The sequence below is a fragment of the Flavicella sp. IMCC45668 genome, assembly GCF_057219105.1.
Genome location: NZ_CM170114.1, coordinates 2,226,971 through 2,244,728, shown reverse-complemented (window position 1 = coordinate 2,244,728; position 17,758 = coordinate 2,226,971). Strand labels below are relative to the sequence as shown.

The 17,758-nt window shown below is 34.2% G+C and carries 17 protein-coding genes and 1 tRNA gene; 3 read left to right on the top strand and 15 right to left on the bottom strand.

Features of this window, described 5'->3' with window-relative positions; translation table 11 throughout:
• Window positions 1–25: 25 nt before the first annotated feature.
• The 12 genes from rlmN to AC2DZ0_RS09230 form a co-directional block, all read right to left on the bottom strand.
• Window positions 26–1,075: a dual-specificity RNA methyltransferase RlmN gene (gene rlmN / locus AC2DZ0_RS09285; protein ID WP_484641439.1), complete on the bottom strand. Its 1,050-nt coding sequence runs from the start codon at window positions 1,073–1,075 to the stop codon at window positions 26–28.
• A 107-nt stretch (window positions 1,076–1,182) separates the two neighbouring features.
• Entirely contained in the window at window positions 1,183–2,232 is a 1,050-nt protein-coding gene (gene queA / locus AC2DZ0_RS09280; RefSeq protein ID WP_484489777.1) for a tRNA preQ1(34) S-adenosylmethionine ribosyltransferase-isomerase QueA, read from the bottom strand.
• A gap of 148 nt (window positions 2,233–2,380) precedes the next feature.
• The gene (locus AC2DZ0_RS09275; RefSeq protein WP_484641437.1) at window positions 2,381–3,592 is read right to left on the bottom strand and encodes a 3-phosphoshikimate 1-carboxyvinyltransferase; all 1,212 of its coding nucleotides are present in this window, start codon (window positions 3,590–3,592) and stop codon (window positions 2,381–2,383) included.
• Window position 3,593: 1 nt separating this feature from the next.
• A complete protein-coding gene (locus AC2DZ0_RS09270; protein ID WP_484489775.1) occupies window positions 3,594–3,854 on the bottom strand; it encodes a hypothetical protein in 261 nt (86 codons plus the stop codon).
• A 2-nt stretch (window positions 3,855–3,856) separates the two neighbouring features.
• Complete coding sequence (locus AC2DZ0_RS09265) at window positions 3,857–4,183, bottom strand: nucleotide pyrophosphohydrolase (protein ID WP_484489774.1); 327 nt, start codon at window positions 4,181–4,183, stop codon at window positions 3,857–3,859.
• Between the two features lie 81 nt (window positions 4,184–4,264).
• Complete coding sequence (gene aat, locus AC2DZ0_RS09260; RefSeq protein WP_484641435.1) at window positions 4,265–4,918, bottom strand: leucyl/phenylalanyl-tRNA--protein transferase; 654 nt, start codon at window positions 4,916–4,918, stop codon at window positions 4,265–4,267.
• A gap of 82 nt (window positions 4,919–5,000) precedes the next feature.
• Window positions 5,001–5,969 (bottom strand): translation elongation factor Ts, encoded by a 969-nt coding sequence (gene tsf / locus AC2DZ0_RS09255; RefSeq protein WP_484641433.1) that lies wholly within the window; start codon window positions 5,967–5,969, stop codon window positions 5,001–5,003.
• Between the two features lie 48 nt (window positions 5,970–6,017).
• Complete coding sequence (gene rpsB, locus AC2DZ0_RS09250; RefSeq protein WP_484489771.1) at window positions 6,018–6,791, bottom strand: 30S ribosomal protein S2; 774 nt, start codon at window positions 6,789–6,791, stop codon at window positions 6,018–6,020.
• A gap of 177 nt (window positions 6,792–6,968) precedes the next feature.
• Window positions 6,969–7,355 (bottom strand): 30S ribosomal protein S9, encoded by a 387-nt coding sequence (gene rpsI, locus AC2DZ0_RS09245; RefSeq protein ID WP_484489770.1) that lies wholly within the window; start codon window positions 7,353–7,355, stop codon window positions 6,969–6,971.
• A 2-nt stretch (window positions 7,356–7,357) separates the two neighbouring features.
• Window positions 7,358–7,813: a 50S ribosomal protein L13 gene (rplM, locus tag AC2DZ0_RS09240; RefSeq protein WP_484489769.1), complete on the bottom strand. Its 456-nt coding sequence runs from the start codon at window positions 7,811–7,813 to the stop codon at window positions 7,358–7,360.
• Window positions 7,814–8,021: 208 nt separating this feature from the next.
• The gene (gene polA, locus AC2DZ0_RS09235; RefSeq protein WP_484641431.1) at window positions 8,022–10,835 is read right to left on the bottom strand and encodes a DNA polymerase I; all 2,814 of its coding nucleotides are present in this window, start codon (window positions 10,833–10,835) and stop codon (window positions 8,022–8,024) included.
• 135 nt (window positions 10,836–10,970) lie between these two features.
• Entirely contained in the window at window positions 10,971–11,489 is a 519-nt protein-coding gene (locus tag AC2DZ0_RS09230) for a shikimate kinase (RefSeq protein WP_484641430.1), read from the bottom strand.
• A gap of 204 nt (window positions 11,490–11,693) precedes the next feature.
• Here AC2DZ0_RS09230 and AC2DZ0_RS09225 point away from each other — a divergent pair, with 204 nt between their 5' ends.
• Window positions 11,694–11,990 (top strand): thioredoxin family protein, encoded by a 297-nt coding sequence (locus AC2DZ0_RS09225; RefSeq protein WP_300326175.1) that lies wholly within the window; start codon window positions 11,694–11,696, stop codon window positions 11,988–11,990.
• On the opposite strand, the gene AC2DZ0_RS09220 is transcribed toward AC2DZ0_RS09225, so the two are convergent.
• Window positions 11,987–12,628, bottom strand: coding sequence for a polysaccharide deacetylase family protein (locus AC2DZ0_RS09220; protein WP_484641428.1), 642 nt, complete (start codon window positions 12,626–12,628; stop codon window positions 11,987–11,989). The two genes, AC2DZ0_RS09225 and AC2DZ0_RS09220, sit on opposite strands and share 4 nt — an antisense overlap.
• 16 nt (window positions 12,629–12,644) lie before the next feature.
• Complete coding sequence (locus AC2DZ0_RS09215; protein ID WP_484641426.1) at window positions 12,645–15,719, bottom strand: glycosyltransferase family 117 protein; 3,075 nt, start codon at window positions 15,717–15,719, stop codon at window positions 12,645–12,647.
• Between the two features lie 221 nt (window positions 15,720–15,940).
• Between AC2DZ0_RS09215 and AC2DZ0_RS09210 the strand changes: the two genes are divergently transcribed.
• Both AC2DZ0_RS09210 and AC2DZ0_RS09205 read left to right on the top strand, forming a co-directional pair.
• A tRNA-Gln gene (locus tag AC2DZ0_RS09210) sits at window positions 15,941–16,011 on the top strand.
• A gap of 171 nt (window positions 16,012–16,182) precedes the next feature.
• Window positions 16,183–16,413: a DUF1059 domain-containing protein gene (locus AC2DZ0_RS09205; protein WP_484641425.1), complete on the top strand. Its 231-nt coding sequence runs from the start codon at window positions 16,183–16,185 to the stop codon at window positions 16,411–16,413.
• A gap of 3 nt (window positions 16,414–16,416) precedes the next feature.
• On the opposite strand, the gene AC2DZ0_RS09200 is transcribed toward AC2DZ0_RS09205, so the two are convergent.
• A complete protein-coding gene (locus tag AC2DZ0_RS09200) occupies window positions 16,417–17,565 on the bottom strand; it encodes a hypothetical protein (protein WP_484641423.1) in 1,149 nt (382 codons plus the stop codon).
• Window positions 17,566–17,758 lie beyond the last annotated feature (193 nt).

Genomic DNA, 17,758 nt, shown 5'->3' with positions numbered 1-17,758 from the left:
AACTTAAAACATTCTCCTTTAAATTTTATGCTTTTGTACTTTTATTTGCTAATTGGCCACAAGCCGCGTCTATATCCTTACCACGACTTCTTCTTACGTTTACAGTTATGTCGTTCATTTCTAAAACACTTACGTAATCAGTGATAGATTTTTTACTTGCTTGCTGAAACTCCCCATCATCAATAGGGTTGTATTCAATGATGTTTACTTTAGAGGGGATATATTTACAAAATTTAACCAATGCCCTAATAGCTTCTTTGTTGTCGTTGATTCCGTCCCAAACAACATACTCATAAGTAACAGCTCTTTTGGTTTTTGCATACCAATATTCCAAAGCTTCTTTCAAATCTTTTAAAGGAAAGTTTTCATTAAATGGCATGATCTGTGTCCTTACTTCATCAATAGCAGAGTGTAAAGATACCGCTAGGTTAAACTTAACGTTATCATCTGCCAATTTTTTGATCATTTTTGGAACTCCAGAAGTTGAAACGGTAATTCTTTTCGGAGACATTCCTAGGCCTTCCGGTGATGTTATTTTTTCTATCGAGGCAAGAACATTGTTGTAATTCATAAGCGGTTCTCCCATTCCCATAAATACAATATTCGATAGTTTATGATTGAAGTATAACAAACTCTCTTGATTGATTGCAGAAACTTGATCATAAATCTCATCTGGATTTAAGTTTCTCATACGTTTTAATCGAGCGGTAGCGCAAAATTTACAGTCAAGACTGCACCCAACCTGACTAGATACACAAGCAGTAGTTCTCGTATCAGTTGGAATTAAAACGGATTCTACGATAAGACCATCATGTAATCTTACGGCGTTTTTAACCGTACCATCAGAACTCCTTTGCATATCATCAACTTGAATGTGATTGATTACAAAATTTTCTTCTAACATTTCTCTGGTGCTCAAAGAAACATTTGTCATATCTTCAAACTTATGAGCTGATTTAGACCAAAGCCATTCATAAACTTGGTTTCCTCGAAAAGCCTTGTCTCCATTCTCAACAAAAAATGCTCTGAGCTGTTCCTTTGTCAAGGCTCTAATGTCTTTTTTCTTAACTGTCATAAGGTGTAAAAATCTTGTGGTGTTCCGTGTGCAAAGATACTTCTTATTTATAAAAAAATCTCGTACCTATAATAGATACGAGATTTTTATTTATTGTGATATATTTCTTAGATGATTAACATAGCATCACCATAAGAATAGAATTGATATCCTTCTTTTACTGCCTCATCATAAGCTTTCATCAAGAAATCATAACCAGCGAATGCAGCTGTCATCATCATTAAAGTAGACTTAGGAGTGTGGAAGTTAGTAATCATTGCATTTGCAATACTAAAATCGTGAGGAGGGAAAATAAACTTATGTGTCCATCCATCATAAGGATTTAAACTTCCTGTTGGAGAAACTGAAGATTCAATAGCTCTCATTACAGTAGTTCCTACCGCACAAATTCTTTTCTTACGTTTGATAGTATCATTAACTTTTGCTGCTGATTCTTCAGAAATGATAACCTGTTCAGAATCCATTTTGTGTTTTGATAAATCTTCAACTTCTACAGCACTAAAAGTACCTAAACCAACGTGTAGGGTTAAAGCTTCAAAATCAACACCTTTTATTTCCAAACGCTTCATTAAATGTTTAGAAAAGTGTAAACCTGCCGTTGGCGCAGCAACTGCTCCTTCGTTTTTAGCGTAGATCGTTTGGTAACGTTCTGCGTCACTTTCTTCAACATCTCTTCTGATGTATTTCGGAATAGGTGTTTCTCCTAATGAAGTCAATTTATCTCTAAATTCTTCGTAAGATCCGTCAAATAAGAAACGTAAAGTACGTCCTCTAGAAGTAGTATTGTCAATAACTTCAGCTACTAGGCTATCATCATCTCCAAAAAATAATTTGTTTCCAATTCTTATTTTACGAGCAGGATCTACTAAAACATCCCAAAGTCTGTTTTCAGCGTTTAATTCTCTCAATAAGAAAACTTCAATTCTTGCTCCAGTTTTTTCTTTGTTCCCAAATAAACGAGCTGGAAATACTTTTGTATCGTTTAGCAGCATTAAATCACCATCATCAAAATAGTTGATCAGGTCTTTAAATTGTTTATGCTCTATAGTTTGTTCTTTTCTGTTTAATACCATTAGACGAGATTCGTCTCTGTGCTCAGCAGGGTATTCAGCTAATAAGTCATCAGGTAACTCAAAGTTAAATGCAGATAATTTCATTTGTGTGTTTTAGAAAATAGTTGGCAAATATACGATATCGAGATAGGGGTTGTCAAGTGTTTGCCGATTTAATTTTAATTAATTGACAAATAAAAGCCTAGCTTATAAAATTATAGGCTAGGCTTTTGATTGATTTATGAGTTGCTAACTATTGAAAGTTAGAAAAATCTTCCCAGAACGTTGGGTAAGATTTAGATACTACTGCCGCTTCGTTTATGATAATTGAAGTTTTTAGTAATAGTGGAGCAAATGCCATAGCCATTCTATGATCTTGGTAGGTATCAATGGCAACATCGCTTTGTATTTTTGTTGCTTTGTTAAGGTGCAAACTATCATTAGTTACAGAAATATCTGCCCCAAGTTTTGAAAGTTCTACATCCAATGCAACCAGGCGATCTGTTTCTTTAATTTTTAAAGTATGTAAACCCGTAAGGTCACAAGCAATCCCCATTCCAAATGCCGTAACAGCAATTGTTTGGGCAATATCTGGTGCTTTGATTAAATCAAAGTTTACTTTTTCTGGATTTTTAAATCCTTCTATCTTTTCTAAAGTGATGCTGTTTTCTCCAAATGTAGTCTGCACTCCAAAACTTTTATAAATTTCAGAAAGTACGCTATCACCTTGTAAACTTTTCTCTTTGTACGAGTTCAGCTTTATTTTACCATTGTTGCTTAAGGCAACCAAACTGTAGTAATAGGAAGCAGAGCTCCAATCAGATTCTACTGTGATTTTATGATTTTCTATACTTGATTTTGGAGAAATTTTAATGAACTGTCCCTCAAAAGAAGTTTCAATACCTACTTCGTTAAGCAAACCTAGAGTCATTTGAATATAAGGAACGGAGGTTATAGCTCCTTCAAATTCTAATTCAATACCTTTTTCTAAACTTGCTGCAATTAATAGTAATGATGATATGTATTGACTACTCACATTTCCATTAATGGTTACTTTACCACCTTTTAGTTTCGTGCCTTTTATTCTTAGGGGAGCAAAACCTTCATTTTCTATATAAGTAATATCTGCTCCAAGTGTTTTTAAAGCATCAACAAGAATTCCAATAGGTCTTTCTTTCATTCTCCCAGAACCTGTTAAAATAACATCAGACCCTTCTTTGATAGATAAAAAACTAGTTAAAAAACGCATGGTAGTACCCGCATGACCAATATTGATTTCTTCACCTTTGTTTGCCAAAGCTGCCATCATCAATTTACTGTCGTCAGAATTAGAGATGTTTGCAATCTCCAAATTTGGGTATAATGACTGTAAAATTAACAATCTATTTGTTTCACTTTTAGATCCTGTAATTTGAATCTCTTTGTTTACTTCTCCTGTGAAGTGGTGTAATTTTAAACTATCCATACTATTTTAATCCTTGAAGTTTTTTAGCTTTATTTCTTGAGAAGTATGCCATAGCAACTCCATAAACGATTCCGATTGCAACTCTAATTAAAACAAATTTAACCCAAGAACCATCTAACATAGCCTCATTCATTGCATCCATGTTACCATTTCTGAAATATGCGGCTGCGGATAAGACGATACCTAGTAATACCAAAAAACTTAAGGTAAATCGTAGGGCTACTTTCCAAAAAGGAACTTTTAAAATATTGTGTTCTTTCATTTTTATTTTAATTTTTCGTTGTTGTGATGGCGATCATGGTCTCTTTTTGTTTTGAAGTCCAATTTTTTGTCAAAAGATTTTTGCAGGTCAATTCCTGTTTGATTTGCCAAGCATAGGACTACGAAAATTACATCAGCCAATTCTTCGCCTAAGTCTTTGTTTTTATCGCTTTCCTTCTCAGATTGTTCTCCGTATCGACGAGCAATAATCCTAGCAACTTCACCAACTTCTTCAGTTAATTGTGCCATATTAGTAAGTTCATTGAAATAACGAACTCCGTGTTCTTTAATCCAATTATCAACAGCTAATTGAGCATTTTTTATGTCCATGGTCTTGTTTCTTTAAAGCAGGACAAATATACATAAGTCTTTTAAGATTGAGGCACCCTAATATGACAAAGAAATCTTAAACTATCCCTCTTGTGTGGTTGGGTTTTTAAGGAGGTTTAAGAAGGTGTCTCGAGATATTTCTTCTGCCCCCAAACTGGCTAAATGATCGTTGTAAACTTGACAGTCTAAAAAGTGATATCCCTCTTGCTGTAGTTTTTCTACTAGGTAAATGAAAGCTGCTTTTGATGCATTGCTTACTTTGCTAAACATGCTTTCTCCACAAAATACATGTCCAAGATCAACACCATAAAGTCCTCCTACCAGTTCATTGTTCTGCCAAACTTCGACCGATTTTGCTCTTCCCATTTTATGCAACTTGTTATAAGCGTTTTGCATGTCATGTGTAATCCAAGTTCCTAAACCATCATTCCTATCTATAGTTTTGCAATTAGCAATTACTTGTTCAAACTGTTGGTTGAATGTAATTTTAAAAATATTTTTTTTCAAAATACTTTTCATGCTTTTTGATACTTTTAATTGATCAAAGAATAAAACCATTCTAGGGTCAGGGCAGTACCAAATAATGGGTTCATTATCACTATACCAAGGGAAAATACCGTTCTTATAAGCGTGTATGAGACGTTGTGGTTTTAAATCACCACCTAAGGCTAAAATTCCTTCCTCAGTAACTTCTGTAATACTCGGAAAATTGATGTCAGTTTCAGAAAGCCACATGTTATCGTTGTTAAAAAAAATACTTTAAAAACAAAAAAGGCTGTTTGATATCAAACAGCCTTTTTAAAATATAATTGGTAAATTATCCTAAAGAAACTCTAGTGAAATTTACTACAGAAACGTCACCTAAAGAACTTACGTACTCAGCAACAGTTTTCTTTTCATCTTTGATGAATTTTTGATCTAAAAGACATTGCTCTTGATCTAAAGTTGTGTTGTCAGAAATGAATCTTTCCATTTTTCCTGGTAAAATTCTATCCCAGATTTTTTCTGGTTTCCCTTCAGCAGCTAATTCAGCCTTAGCAGCTTCTTCAGCTTTAGCTAATACATCTTCAGTCAATTGAGACATAGAAATAAATTGAGGAACATTTTTCAATGTTTTTCCTAATCTTCCTAATTCAATATTGTCTTTTTCGATAACAGCGATTCTAGCTTCAGTTTCAGCAGCAACATAAGCAGGATCAAAATCTTTGTAAGACAAAGAAGTTGCCCCCATAGAAGCAGCTTGCATAGCTAAATCTTTACCAAGTGCTTCAACACCATCAATCTTAGCAGATAAACCTACTAAAGAAGCGATTTTGTTTCCAACGTGGATGTAAGAACCAACATAAGGAGCTTCTACTCTTGTGAAGTCGTTTAAGTCGATTTTTTCACCGATAACACCAGTTTGCTCGATTAATTTTTCAGCAACAGTAATTCCTCCAAAGTCAGATGCTAAGAAGTCTTCTTTTGTAGTGTAGTTCAAAGCTTGCTCAGCTAACTTAGTAGCCATGTCTACAAAACTTTCGTTCTTTCCTACGAAATCAGTTTCACATCCTAATACGATAGATACACCAACGGTATTGTCAGCATTTACTTTTGCGATTGCAGCACCCTCAGAAGAATCTCTGTCAGCTCTTTTAGCAGCGATTTTTTGTCCTTTTTTTCTAAGGATTTCAATTGCACCGTCAAAATTACCTTCAGCTTCTACTAAAGCTTTTTTACAATCCATCATTCCAGACCCAGTTGCTTTACGCAACTTCATAACGTCTGCAGCTTTAATTTCTGCCATGATATTATAATTTTATGTTGTTTATAAAACGAGTTAATTAAAACTCAATTATTTTTCTTCCTTTACTTCAGGAGCTGCTGCCTCTGCTTCTGCTTTTGCAGGTGCTGGAGTAGCTTCAGCTTTGTCTTTAGCAGATTTTCTGTTGCTCAAACCACTAGCGATAGAATCGATCAAGAAACCTATTACTTTTTCAATAGATTTAGAAGCATCATCATTAGCAGGGATTACAAAATCCACAGCTTTAGGGTCAGAGTTAGTATCAACTAAAGCGAATACAGGAATGTTTAATTTTTGAGCTTCAGAAACAGCAATGTGCTCTTTCTTAACATCAACTACGAATAAAGCAGCTGGCAAACGAGTCATATCAGAGATAGAACCTAAGTTCTTTTCTAATTTAGCTCTTTGACGCTCGATTTGTAATTGTTCTCTTTTAGATAAAGCAGCGAAAGAACCGTCAACTTTCATTCTATCAATTTGAGCCATTTTCTTAACAGCTTTTCTGATAGTTACGAAGTTAGTTAACATTCCACCAGGCCATCTTTCAGTAATGTAAGGCATGTTTACAGATGCAGCCTTATCAGCGATAATATCTTTAGCTTGTTTCTTAGTTGCTACGAAAAGGATTTTTCTTCCTGATGCTGCAATTTTTTCTAAAGCTGTAGCAGATTCTTCAATCTTAGCCGCTGTTTTGTAAAGGTCAATAATGTGAACTCCGTTACGCTCAGTATAAATATAAGGAGCCATGTTTGGATTCCACTTTCTTGTAAGGTGTCCGAAATGCACACCAGCATCCAATAATTCTTTAATTTCGATGTTTGCCATTTTGTTATTTGTTTACGTTCTCTATGAATAGCAATAAGTAAGTAGCGCTTTTATTTTACGGTCTTACTTATTTAGATGCTAAACAAACCCTGCCTAAACAGGGTTTCGATAACTTGATTATAATTGTATTTTGTAAAGTCCAAATAGGACTTTGAATAAAAAATCCAATAAAACGGATTAACGTTTCGAGAATTGGAATTTTTTTCTTGCTTTCTTTTGTCCGAATTTCTTACGTTCAACCATTCTTGGGTCTCTAGTAAGTAATCCTTCTGGTTTCAAGATTGCTCTGTTATCAGCATCAATCTCACATAAAGCTCTAGAGATAGCCAAACGAATTGCTTCAGCTTGTCCTGTAACTCCACCTCCAAATACATTTACAGTAATATCGAAAGTTTCGATGTTTTCTGTTAATGCTAAAGGTTGTTGTACTTTATATCTTAACGTAGAAGTTGTGAAATAGTTATCAAGTTCTCTCTTGTTAACTGTAATTTTTCCTGATCCTTCTGACAAGTAAACACGGGCTACAGCCGTCTTTCTTCTTCCTATTTTGTGAACTGTTTCCATAATTATCTAAGGTCGTTTACGTTAAATGGTTTAGGCTCTTGAGCAGATTGTTGGTGCTCAGCTCCAGCATATACATATAAGTTTCTGAAAAGTGCAGCACCTAATTTGTTCTTAGGCAACATTCCTTTTACAGCCTTCTCGACTAAACGAGTAGGATCTTTTTCGAACATTTCTGTTGCTGATAAAGATCTTTGACCTCCTGGATATCCTGTGTGACGGATGTAAGACTTATCAGTCCATTTTTTTCCAGTTAAAATAATTTTGTCTGCATTGATAACAACTACATTATCTCCACAATCAACATGAGGAGTAAAGTTTGTTTTGTACTTACCTCTAATTAGCATTGCTACTTTAGAAGCAAAACGACCCAATGTTTGTCCGTCCGCATCAACAACTAACCACTCTTTGTTAGCAGTGTCTTTGTTTGCTGATACTGTTTTGTAACTTAATGTGTTCATACACTATTAGTTTTTGTATAGATTAATAAAATATTTTTCCCTTTTAAAAGGGCTGCAAATATAGTAACAATATTCTTATGGAACAATAGTGATTTGAAATATTTTATTGACTGATTTATAGTGTACTTACACAAATAAAAATGCCTCTGTTAATTATAGTTGAATTAACAGAGGCAGCATTGTGAAAGATTGTTTGATTTTTTTATTTCTAGTGAGCTTCTAGCCAGTTTTCACCGGTTCCTACTTCAACATCTAAAGGCACAGAAAGTTCAAAAGCATTTTCCATTTCTTTTTTAATGATAGGTTTTAGGGTTTCAAGCTCTTCTTTATGCATATCAAAAACAAGTTCATCATGCACTTGCAATAACATTTTAGACTTGTAATTATGTGCATCAAAATGACGTTGTATATTGATCATCGCTATTTTTATGATGTCTGCTGCGCTTCCTTGTATGGGAGCGTTTACTGCATTTCTTTCATCTCCTGATCTGACCATACCGTTTTGGGAGTTGATGTTCTTAAGGTATCTACGTCTTCCTGAAATAGTTTCTACATACCCATTATCTCTTGCAAAGTCCACTTGTTTTGCCATGTAAGATTTTAATGTAGGATAGGTTTCGTAATAGGCTTCTATCAAAGCTTTGGCTTCTTTTCTGGTCATTCCGGTTTGATCTGCTAAAGTAAAAGCACCTTGTCCGTATAAAATCCCAAAATTAACAGCTTTTGCGTTGCCTCTTTGTTCTCTAGTAACTTCCTCTAGTGGCACTCCGAATACTTTTGCAGCGGTTGTGGCATGAATATCTTGTCCGTCTTTAAATGCTTGAATCATGTTTTCCTCTTTACTAAGTGCGGCGATGATTCTTAATTCTATTTGAGAGTAATCCGCGGCAAACAATACATATTCTTTGTTTTTAGGAACAAAGGATTCTCTCACTTGTTTTCCTCGAGGTGTTCTAATCGGAATATTTTGAAGGTTCGGGTTGTTTGAACTTAATCTTCCGGTCGCAGCTACGGTTTGACCGTAAGTTGTGTGTATTCTTTTGGTGTTTGGGTTGACTTCATTTGGAAGCGCGTCAATATAAGTGCTCTTTAATTTTACCAAACCTCTCCATTCTATAATTTCTTGAATGATTTTATGATCTGCAGCAAGTTTAGAAAGGACATCTTCATTGGTTGCGTATTGCCCAGTTTTAGTTTTTTTAGGCTTTTCAACTAGATTCATTTTTTCGAATAAAACAACTCCAAGTTGTTTTGGGGATGCTAAGTTGAAATCTTCACCGGCCTGTTCGTAGATACTTTTTTCTAGAACTTCAATATCTTTAGTGATAACCGTGGATAATTCAGATAAGTATGCTGTGTTTAGGTTGATACCTTCTATTTCCATTTTTGCTAAAACTTTCAGCAAAGGAATTTCGATTTCTTGGTATAGTTGTGTAAGCTTGTTTTCGTTTAATTCTTTTTCAAAAATGGATTTTAATTGAAATGCGATATCAGTGTTTTCAATGGCAAAATCTGCCTGTTTTTTTAAGTCTGCATCTCCAAATTCAATAGCTTTTTTCCCTTTTCCTACAACGCTCTCTTCAAGAATGGTTTTGTAGTTTAAATGATTTTCAGCTAATACGTTGATCTGATGACGCATGTCAGGGTTTAAAAGATAATGTGCCAACATGGTGTCAAAAAGTTCACCTTTTACTGGGATGTTGAATTGTCCAAGTATTTTTATGTCACGTTTTAAATTTTGACCAATTTTTAAAATGTTTTCGTTTGAGAAAAATGCACCAAAGTTTTCTAAAATCTGTTTTGAGATTTTTTCGTCTTTTGGCAACGCTAAAAAATAGCCTTTTCCTTTTTGGTAGCTAAAAGAAATTCCAACGATAGTCAATTCAGTAGAATCAGTTTTTACCTCAAAACATACTTCTTTTTGTAACAATAGGTTTGAAAGTAATTTTTGTCTTCCTAAGTTGGTGTTTACAAATTGATACACATGATCGCTCGTTTCAATTGTAGTATATCCTGTTTGAACTTCTTCTTCTTTATATGGAGAAGCAAATAAATCCAACTGAGCAGTTTCATTATTTGGTTGTGGAACTTCTTTCGTAACTTCCGATTTTGCTTCAATAGAAGTTGTTTCTTCAGGTTGTTTGAATAGCTTGTTTATGGTTTCAAGAGTTCTTCTGAATTCAAGTTCTTGAAAAATATCATTTACCTTTTGGAAATCAGGTGTTGTTAATTGGTAGTCTTTTTCGTTGAATTCAACGGGACAATCTAACATGATTGTTGCTAATTGTTTAGAAAGTAAACCAAGTTCTTTGTTGGCTTCAACTTTTTCTTTCATTTTTCCTTTTAGCTCATGTGTGTTTTCTAAAAGGCCTTCCATACTTCCGTATAGTTTCAAGAATTTCTTAGCTGTTTTGTCTCCTACACCTGGTAGTCCAGGGATATTATCAACCGCATCTCCCATCATCCCTAGGTAATCAATAACTTGAAGTGGGTTTTCGATTTCAAATTTTTCTTTCACTTTTTCGACATCCCATATTTCAATACCATTCCCCATTCTAGCTGGTCGATACATAAAAATATTTTCTGAAACCAACTGAGCGTAATCTTTATCTGGGGTAACCATGTAAACTTGGTAGCCTTGTTTTTCTGCCTGTTTAGATAAAGTACCAATTAAATCATCAGCTTCAATTCCTTTGTGTTCTACAATAGGAATATTCATGGCTTTCAAGATTTCTTGAATGTATGGAACTGCTATTTTGATAGCTTCAGGGGTTTCTTGTCGATTCGATTTGTATTCCGGAAAAGCTTCGTTTCTAACATCAGAACCTCCTTTGTCAAATGCAACGGCTAAAAGATCTGGTTTTTCTCTTCTGATGACATCAATAAGGGAGTTTGTGAAACCTAAAATGGCAGAGGTATCCATCCCTTTGGAGTTGATTCTTGGATTTTTAATTAGTGCGTAATATCCTCTAAAAATTAGTGCAAATGCATCTAATAAAAATACCTTTTTTTGATTCGACATGGAATAGAATTTTAATACGAATGTAAATGTACAGAAATAAGTTTGAAAGTTAAACTTAGCTCTTTAAATGATGGAAAAAGAGTGATAGACCTTCTGAAATGCAGAACGTTGTTCACTGAAAAAACGATATGAAAATTAAAGTAGTTCAAGTACTTCTTGTGCTACTTCTTTTTTTGTTTTGTTGTCGGTTGTGATTTGAAATTCTGCTCTGCTGTAAAAAGGAGCTCTTTCAAATAAATGTTTTCCTATGAATTCTGCTAAGGCTTCTTTGGTTTCGATATTTGCAATTAACGGACGTTTTGCTTTTTTTAGAAAAAGTTTGTCTGTTAGTTTAGGTACAGATCCTCTTAGGTAAATACTTTTTGTGTCCTCAGATTCTAAAACAAGATCCATGTTTTTGCCAAAGCAAGGAGTTCCTCCTCCCAATGATAAAATGATATTTTCTTTTGTTTTAAGAAGTTCTTTTAAATACTCTTCTTCTTTTTGTCTGAAGTAAATTTCACCTTTTGTTTCAAATATTTCCTTTACGGTAACCGCTTCCTTCTCAACGATAAAATCATCAAGATCGACTAATTTATAGCCCGTCTTTTTTGATAATTTTCTACCAATTGAAGATTTTCCAGACCCCATATACCCAATTAAAACAATTATCATTTTTTTCGTTATTTAATTTTGTGAAACAAACTTATTTAAGAAGTACAAAAGAACAAAAAAATATATGAAATGAATGAATCGGGAGGCTCTGAAAAATTATTTTTATAAATGACATAAATACAGTATATTGCAGGATGCTTTTTGTTGTTTTAATAATTTTAAGACAAAAAAACACAGAATAAATTAAAAGCTTTCAATCAGATTATGACAAAATTTGGAGAACTAATAAATTTAGATATCCCTGTATTAATTGATTTTTATTTTGAATGGGATAAAACAGGTGAAAACCCGAATGAGGTTTTACGTGATGTTGTAGCAGCTCTTGGTGACAAGGCGAAAGTGATTAAGATAGATATAGAAAAGAATGAGATATTAGCAGATGCCTTGAAGGTAAAGGCGAATCCTACTTTTATTATCTACAAAGGAGGTCAAATGAAATGGAGACAGTCAGGTGATCTAGATGCAAATACTCTTATAGGGTTGGTGAAGCAACATGCTTAATCAATCGCTTTAAATTGAAATCCTTTTTTGTTAAAATGCTCCATCACTTTAGGGAGTACATATCTCAAGTTTTTTGAGGCTTTGATGCTGTCGTGAAAAACAATGATAGAGCCAGGTTTAGTGTTTTTTAATACATTTTGAAGGCACTGCTCTTTGCTGATGTTTTGATCAAAATCAGCACTTAATACTTCCCACATTACTACTTTGTATCCTTTGGAAATTATTTGATCCAATTGACTGGGTTTAATTTTCCCGTAGGGAGGTCTGAAAAGTTTTAAGGACTTTGAGTGTTGTTTTTCTTTTAACAGTTTTTCCGTTTTAAAAACATTGTTCATATAGTCAACCGTTTTAGTTTTCCATCCTTGTAGATGGTTGTGTGTGTGGTTTCCTATACTGTGTTTTTGAGAAATTATTTTTTCAAGTATTAGGGGGTGCTCTTCAATGTTTTTACCAATGCAGAAAAAGGTAGCTTTTGCATTGTATTGTTTTAATAGACTTAGAACCCACTCCGTTATTTCGGGAGTAGGTCCATCGTCAAAAGTTAGATATATTTCTTTTTTATCTGTTGGAATTGACCACAACTGTTTGTGGAAAAATCGTTGTACCCAAGATGGAATTTTTACAAACAGAGAATTCATTTGGGTGTCTTTAGAATTATTCCATTAGGCTTTGAAAAAGCTTAACATGATTGATGAAATCTTGCTCTGAGTTTTTCTTGTAAGTTTCGTCAGGATCGTTCGAGTCAATGTCTCTCATTACACTACGATACATGTTTAAATTGCGTTCAATTTCGTCAAAGGTTAAGTTGAGCCAAGCTTCATCAAAACGACTGTAATAAACTAGTTTTTCTTGGAAAATAGTAATTAATGTGTCGCAAACAGCTCTCGCTTTTTCTGGTTTTCCTATTTGGTAGTAATATTCAGGATAGCCTAAGCATATACCGTAATGGCCATAATCTTCAATCGGCATTTCCGCTAAGCTTAAATCAAGAATTTCCTCCGCTTTGTCATATTTATTTTCAGCGATTAAAGATTCCGTAAGTCTTAATAAGTTATTTCTAAACGAAATTGAGTTTTTTCTAGACTCTACATCCAGGTAAATGTTTTTAGAATTGATTTCAGACCAATCCCATCGTAGTACCTTTTCGTACATGTTTTCAGAATAGATTTTACCCATGTCAAACATACTCCCTGTATTTTTTGTTTTTACAGGGATGAATTTATAGCACAATCCGTCTAACTGCAAATAGTCTTTCAGCCAAATATATTCTTCGTCAGCATTGGCTCCTCCCGTAAAATAAATAGGGTGCTTCCAATTATTGTTTGCAAGAAGGTCTAACATCAATATTCTGTTTTTGGTTAGTCCTTGCTTGTCTATATCAAGATCAATATAAGAAACGATTAAGGCAGAATCTTTAACTGGAACAAGTCCGCTTTTTAGTACTTTTTCTTTGTCTACTTTTAAGCGTAGTTTGTTGGTTGGGTAAAACTTTTCTTTATGCCCGTTTTCTGTTTCGAAATACGTTCTTTCGTCGTTCGAAGCAATCCATTTCATAAAATCTTTAATGTCCCATCTATTTTCTGTTTGAGGATAGTGGTAGGCAACATCTAAAGTTCCGTGTTTGTATTGGTCGTGTGTTAGTTGAGATGGAATAGGGTCTGCTTTATAAGTTTTCCTTTTCATTTGATCGATGTACCAATCTGTAGCAAAAAGACTCGTATTGATCAACTTTATGTCCGTTCTGTAATCTTCAACTTCTTGCATGTACCAAAGAGGAAAAGTATCATTATCTCCAATGGTGAACATAATTGCATTTGGGTCACATGAATCTAGATAAGCCTTCGCATTAAAGTGCGCTGTGTACTTACCAGATCTATCATGATCGTCCCAGTTTTCAGAAGCCATAAGGGTTGGTACCGCGAGTAATGAAACTATTGAAACTGCAAATGCAACGGTTTTCGGACTTGTGAATTTTTTGAGTGCATCATACAAAGCATATACACCAAAACCGACCCATATAGCAAAAACATAAAAGGATCCTACAACTGCATAGTCCCTTTCTCTTGGTTCAAAAGGTTTTGGGTTTGTGTAAAAAATAATGGCAAGTCCAGTAAAAGCAAAGAATAAAAATAAGGTGTAAAAATTATTTTGGTCCTTGTTTAATTGAAATATAAGTCCAATAAGTCCTAAGATTAAAGGAAAGAAATAGTATTTGTTTCTTCCTTTATTGTTTTGAACATCACTTGGTAGGTCTGTTTGTGGACCGAGACGCATTTCGTCGAAAAAGTTAATTCCGCTAAGCCAATTTCCATTGAAAATATCCAAGTTTCCTTGTTCATCATTTTGTTTACCAACAAAATTCCACATTAAATACCTACCATACATATAGCCAAATTGATAGCTAATCATAAATTTAATATTCTGGTAGAAAGTAGGTCTTTCTTTACTTTTAGGGTCTATTCCAGCAATGGATTTGTAATTGTCAATGACGGCTGGATTTGGCATTCTAGGTATAAATCCTTTGTGCTCATCAGTATAAACAGGGGTTGAATTTTTGTAATTGTTTACAATAACATATTTTCCTGTTTTTTCGTCTTGTTCGTATTTTGGTTTATCGTCTTTGTATATAGAGTTTCCTTGGTCGTCTTTTTTCTGTTCTCTATTGTAGGTAATAGAGTAGTAGGTGTCATAAAAAACATTGGCATCTCCATATTGTTCACGGTTGTAGTAAGCAAGTAGTTCACGTGCACTGGCTGGATTATTTTCATTAATGGTTGTGCTAGCATTGGAGCGAATCGGTAGCATAAGCCAACAAGAAAATCCTATCATGATAAACAAAACAGAAAGAGTTAGCGTGTTTGCCAAAACCATCTTTTTAGATTTTGTGTATTTCAGTGCGTAAAAGAAGCCTACTGCTAATGCGATTCCTGCGATGATACTTCCTGAGTTAAAAGGTAGTCCAACAGTATTCACAAAAAATATTTCAGAAATACTAAAAAACTTTAAAGTAAATGGGAAAAGGAGTTTAAATACAAAAGCAAGAACCAAAACAGAAATTACATTTGCGATTAAGAATTTTTTTAGATCTATGTTTTCATAGTTTTTGTAAAAATAGATAAATACAATGGCCGGTATTACAAGTAGCGATAGGATATGTACTCCAAAAGACAATCCCACCACGAAGGATATTAACAATAACCATTTATGACCTCTTGGGGTATGCATTTCGTTTTCCCATTTCAGGGCAAGCCAGAATAAAAGCGCCATTAAAAATGACGACATGGCATATACTTCTGCTTCTACAGCACTAAACCAAAAACTATCTGAAAAGGTGTAAGCCAAGGCGCCAACTAATCCGCTTCCAAGTACCGCAATTGCTTTTCCTTCTGAAAAAGAACCCGACTTTAGAGCTAGTTTTTTTGATAAGTTTGTGATGGTCCAAAACATGAAAAGTATGGTAAAAGCACTTGCTAATCCAGACATGAAATTTACCATTTTAGCTATTTCTGTTACATCAGAAGTAAACATAGCAAAAAAGGCACCAAGCATTTGGAATAAAGGAGCTCCAGGTGGGTGTCCTACCTCTAGCTTCACAGAAGTCGCTATGTATTCTCCACAATCCCAATAGCTAACTGTAGGTTCTAGTGTTAAAGTGTAGGTTATGAGGGCTATTGCAAAGGTTGTCCAACCTAAGATGATATTTAGTTTCTTGTAGTTTGTTAAAAACATAGTGCTGATTAGTGATATGTGTGTGCGAATTTAATAATTTAAAGTGAATAGTAATACAAAAGCTTGGTGCATCCTGTTTTGAATTTAATTTTTCTAATTTTTTTAACAATTCACTGATTATTTGAGAGTTGAATTTTGGTCGAAAAAAAATATTAAAAAAAGTTTAGATTTTGTTTGTAGAATTGAAAGTTTACTTTAAATTTGCACCCGCAATAAGCAATTGACCCATGGTGTAATGGTAGCACTCCGGTTTTTGGTATCGTCAGTCAAGGTTCGAGTCCTTGTGGGTCAACAAAAAAGCAACTTCATTTGAAGTTGCTTTTTTTTATTTTAGGTTGTTTTGTAATAAGAATAACTTTGGTTTCTTTGATTTTTTTCTGAAAGAAGTATTCTTTTACGAGCTGATCTAAAGAAAAAAATAACTTTTAATTGTATCTTTAAGGACAACTCTAAATTTAGAATTATGAAAACGATGACTTGTGCTCAATTAGGGGGAGCTTGTGATGAAAAATTTACCGCTGCTACTTTTGAAGAAATTGCTGCTTTAAGTAAGCAACATGGAATGGAGATGTTTCAGAAAAAAGATATTGCTCATTTGCAGGCTATGGAAAAAATGCAAGCGCTTATGGGAAGTCCTGAAGCTTTGCAAGGTTGGATGCAGGAAAAAAGAAAGGAATTTGAAAATCTTTCTTAGTTGTTAAAAGGCTTCTTCGATTCCGAAATAGACACCACTATTCCCGTCAGCTCCTATACCAATATCAGCCCTTAGGTTTACATGTTCTTTTTTATTGAACATGTAGCGCAATCCAGAGCCAAAACTGTACTTCATAGATTTAAAATTGTATTCAATAATATTTTCAGATACGTTACCGACGGTTCCGAAAAGTACATATCCCCATCTTTTTGAGAAGCTTTTTCTGTATTCTAATTGTCCCATTGCATAAAAGTTGTCTCGATATCTACCAAAGAAGTATCCTCTCATTTGTTTTCCTCCAAGTGCTGGTAGTTTGTAGAATGGTGTGTCTCCCGTGGCAGATTGAATAAAAATATTACTCGCAAAAACACCTCCGTTTTTAAAAGAAACAAAGTTTCGAACATCGAATTCAAAAAAAGCAAAATTAAAATCACTCAAGCTTGGGTAGATTACTGCTTTGAAATATTGAAAACTTCCCGATTTTGGAGTGAATAAATGCTCTCTGCTATCCCAGACTAAATCTCCTCCAAAACCTATCATTTGTCCACCGTTTGAACCTATTACCAAAGGATCGTCGATCAACTCATTGCCTTTTTTGTCTTCAATGTCAGTATAGTTATAGTCAAAGATCATTCCTGCTCTATCTGCAGAAAACCATGTTGTAGGAATTTGTACTGTAAGCGTGGTGGCAAAGGTTGTGGCCGTGTAGGCCGCGTTCCCATAATCTGGAGCATCATCGCCAATTCCCCAAAATTTATTTACATAAAACCCATAATTCATGGGTAATTTGATGTTTAGTCTGTTTTTAAACAAGTATAAATCGTTGTCCATACTCACTCTGTATTGATTATTTAGCGAATAGAAACCACCGAAACCAAGTTTAGATGGGTTGAGTTCTTTTTCTTTTCCGGTGTAATAAATTAGAATTCCACCAGCTCCAAAGGTAACATCTGTTTCTGGAGTATAAGAGATAAAAGGATAAGTGTTAAAAGTTGGTTTTCTTAAAGTATCGGTAGATTTGAATTCTTGGTAGTGTCTTGCCTTCAGAGTTGCAGTTGTGATGCTATCTAAAAGTCTGCTTTCTTTATTTTGAGCAGAGTTAAATTGAATAAAGACCAGTGAGTAAATCAGCACGGTACATATTTTTTTCATAGCAGCGACAAATCTTAGTTGTTATAGCGGTTGCAAATTACAACAATCTAGTAACTAAATTATGAAATTAATATGGCAGGTACAAGTGCATATAATTTCTATAAAATGTTCTGTTAAATTTTTAGTGTTTTTAGTAGTTTTATTGTTGAAAATAAAATTCCTGCAGATAATAAAGAGGTTGTTGGCAATATCA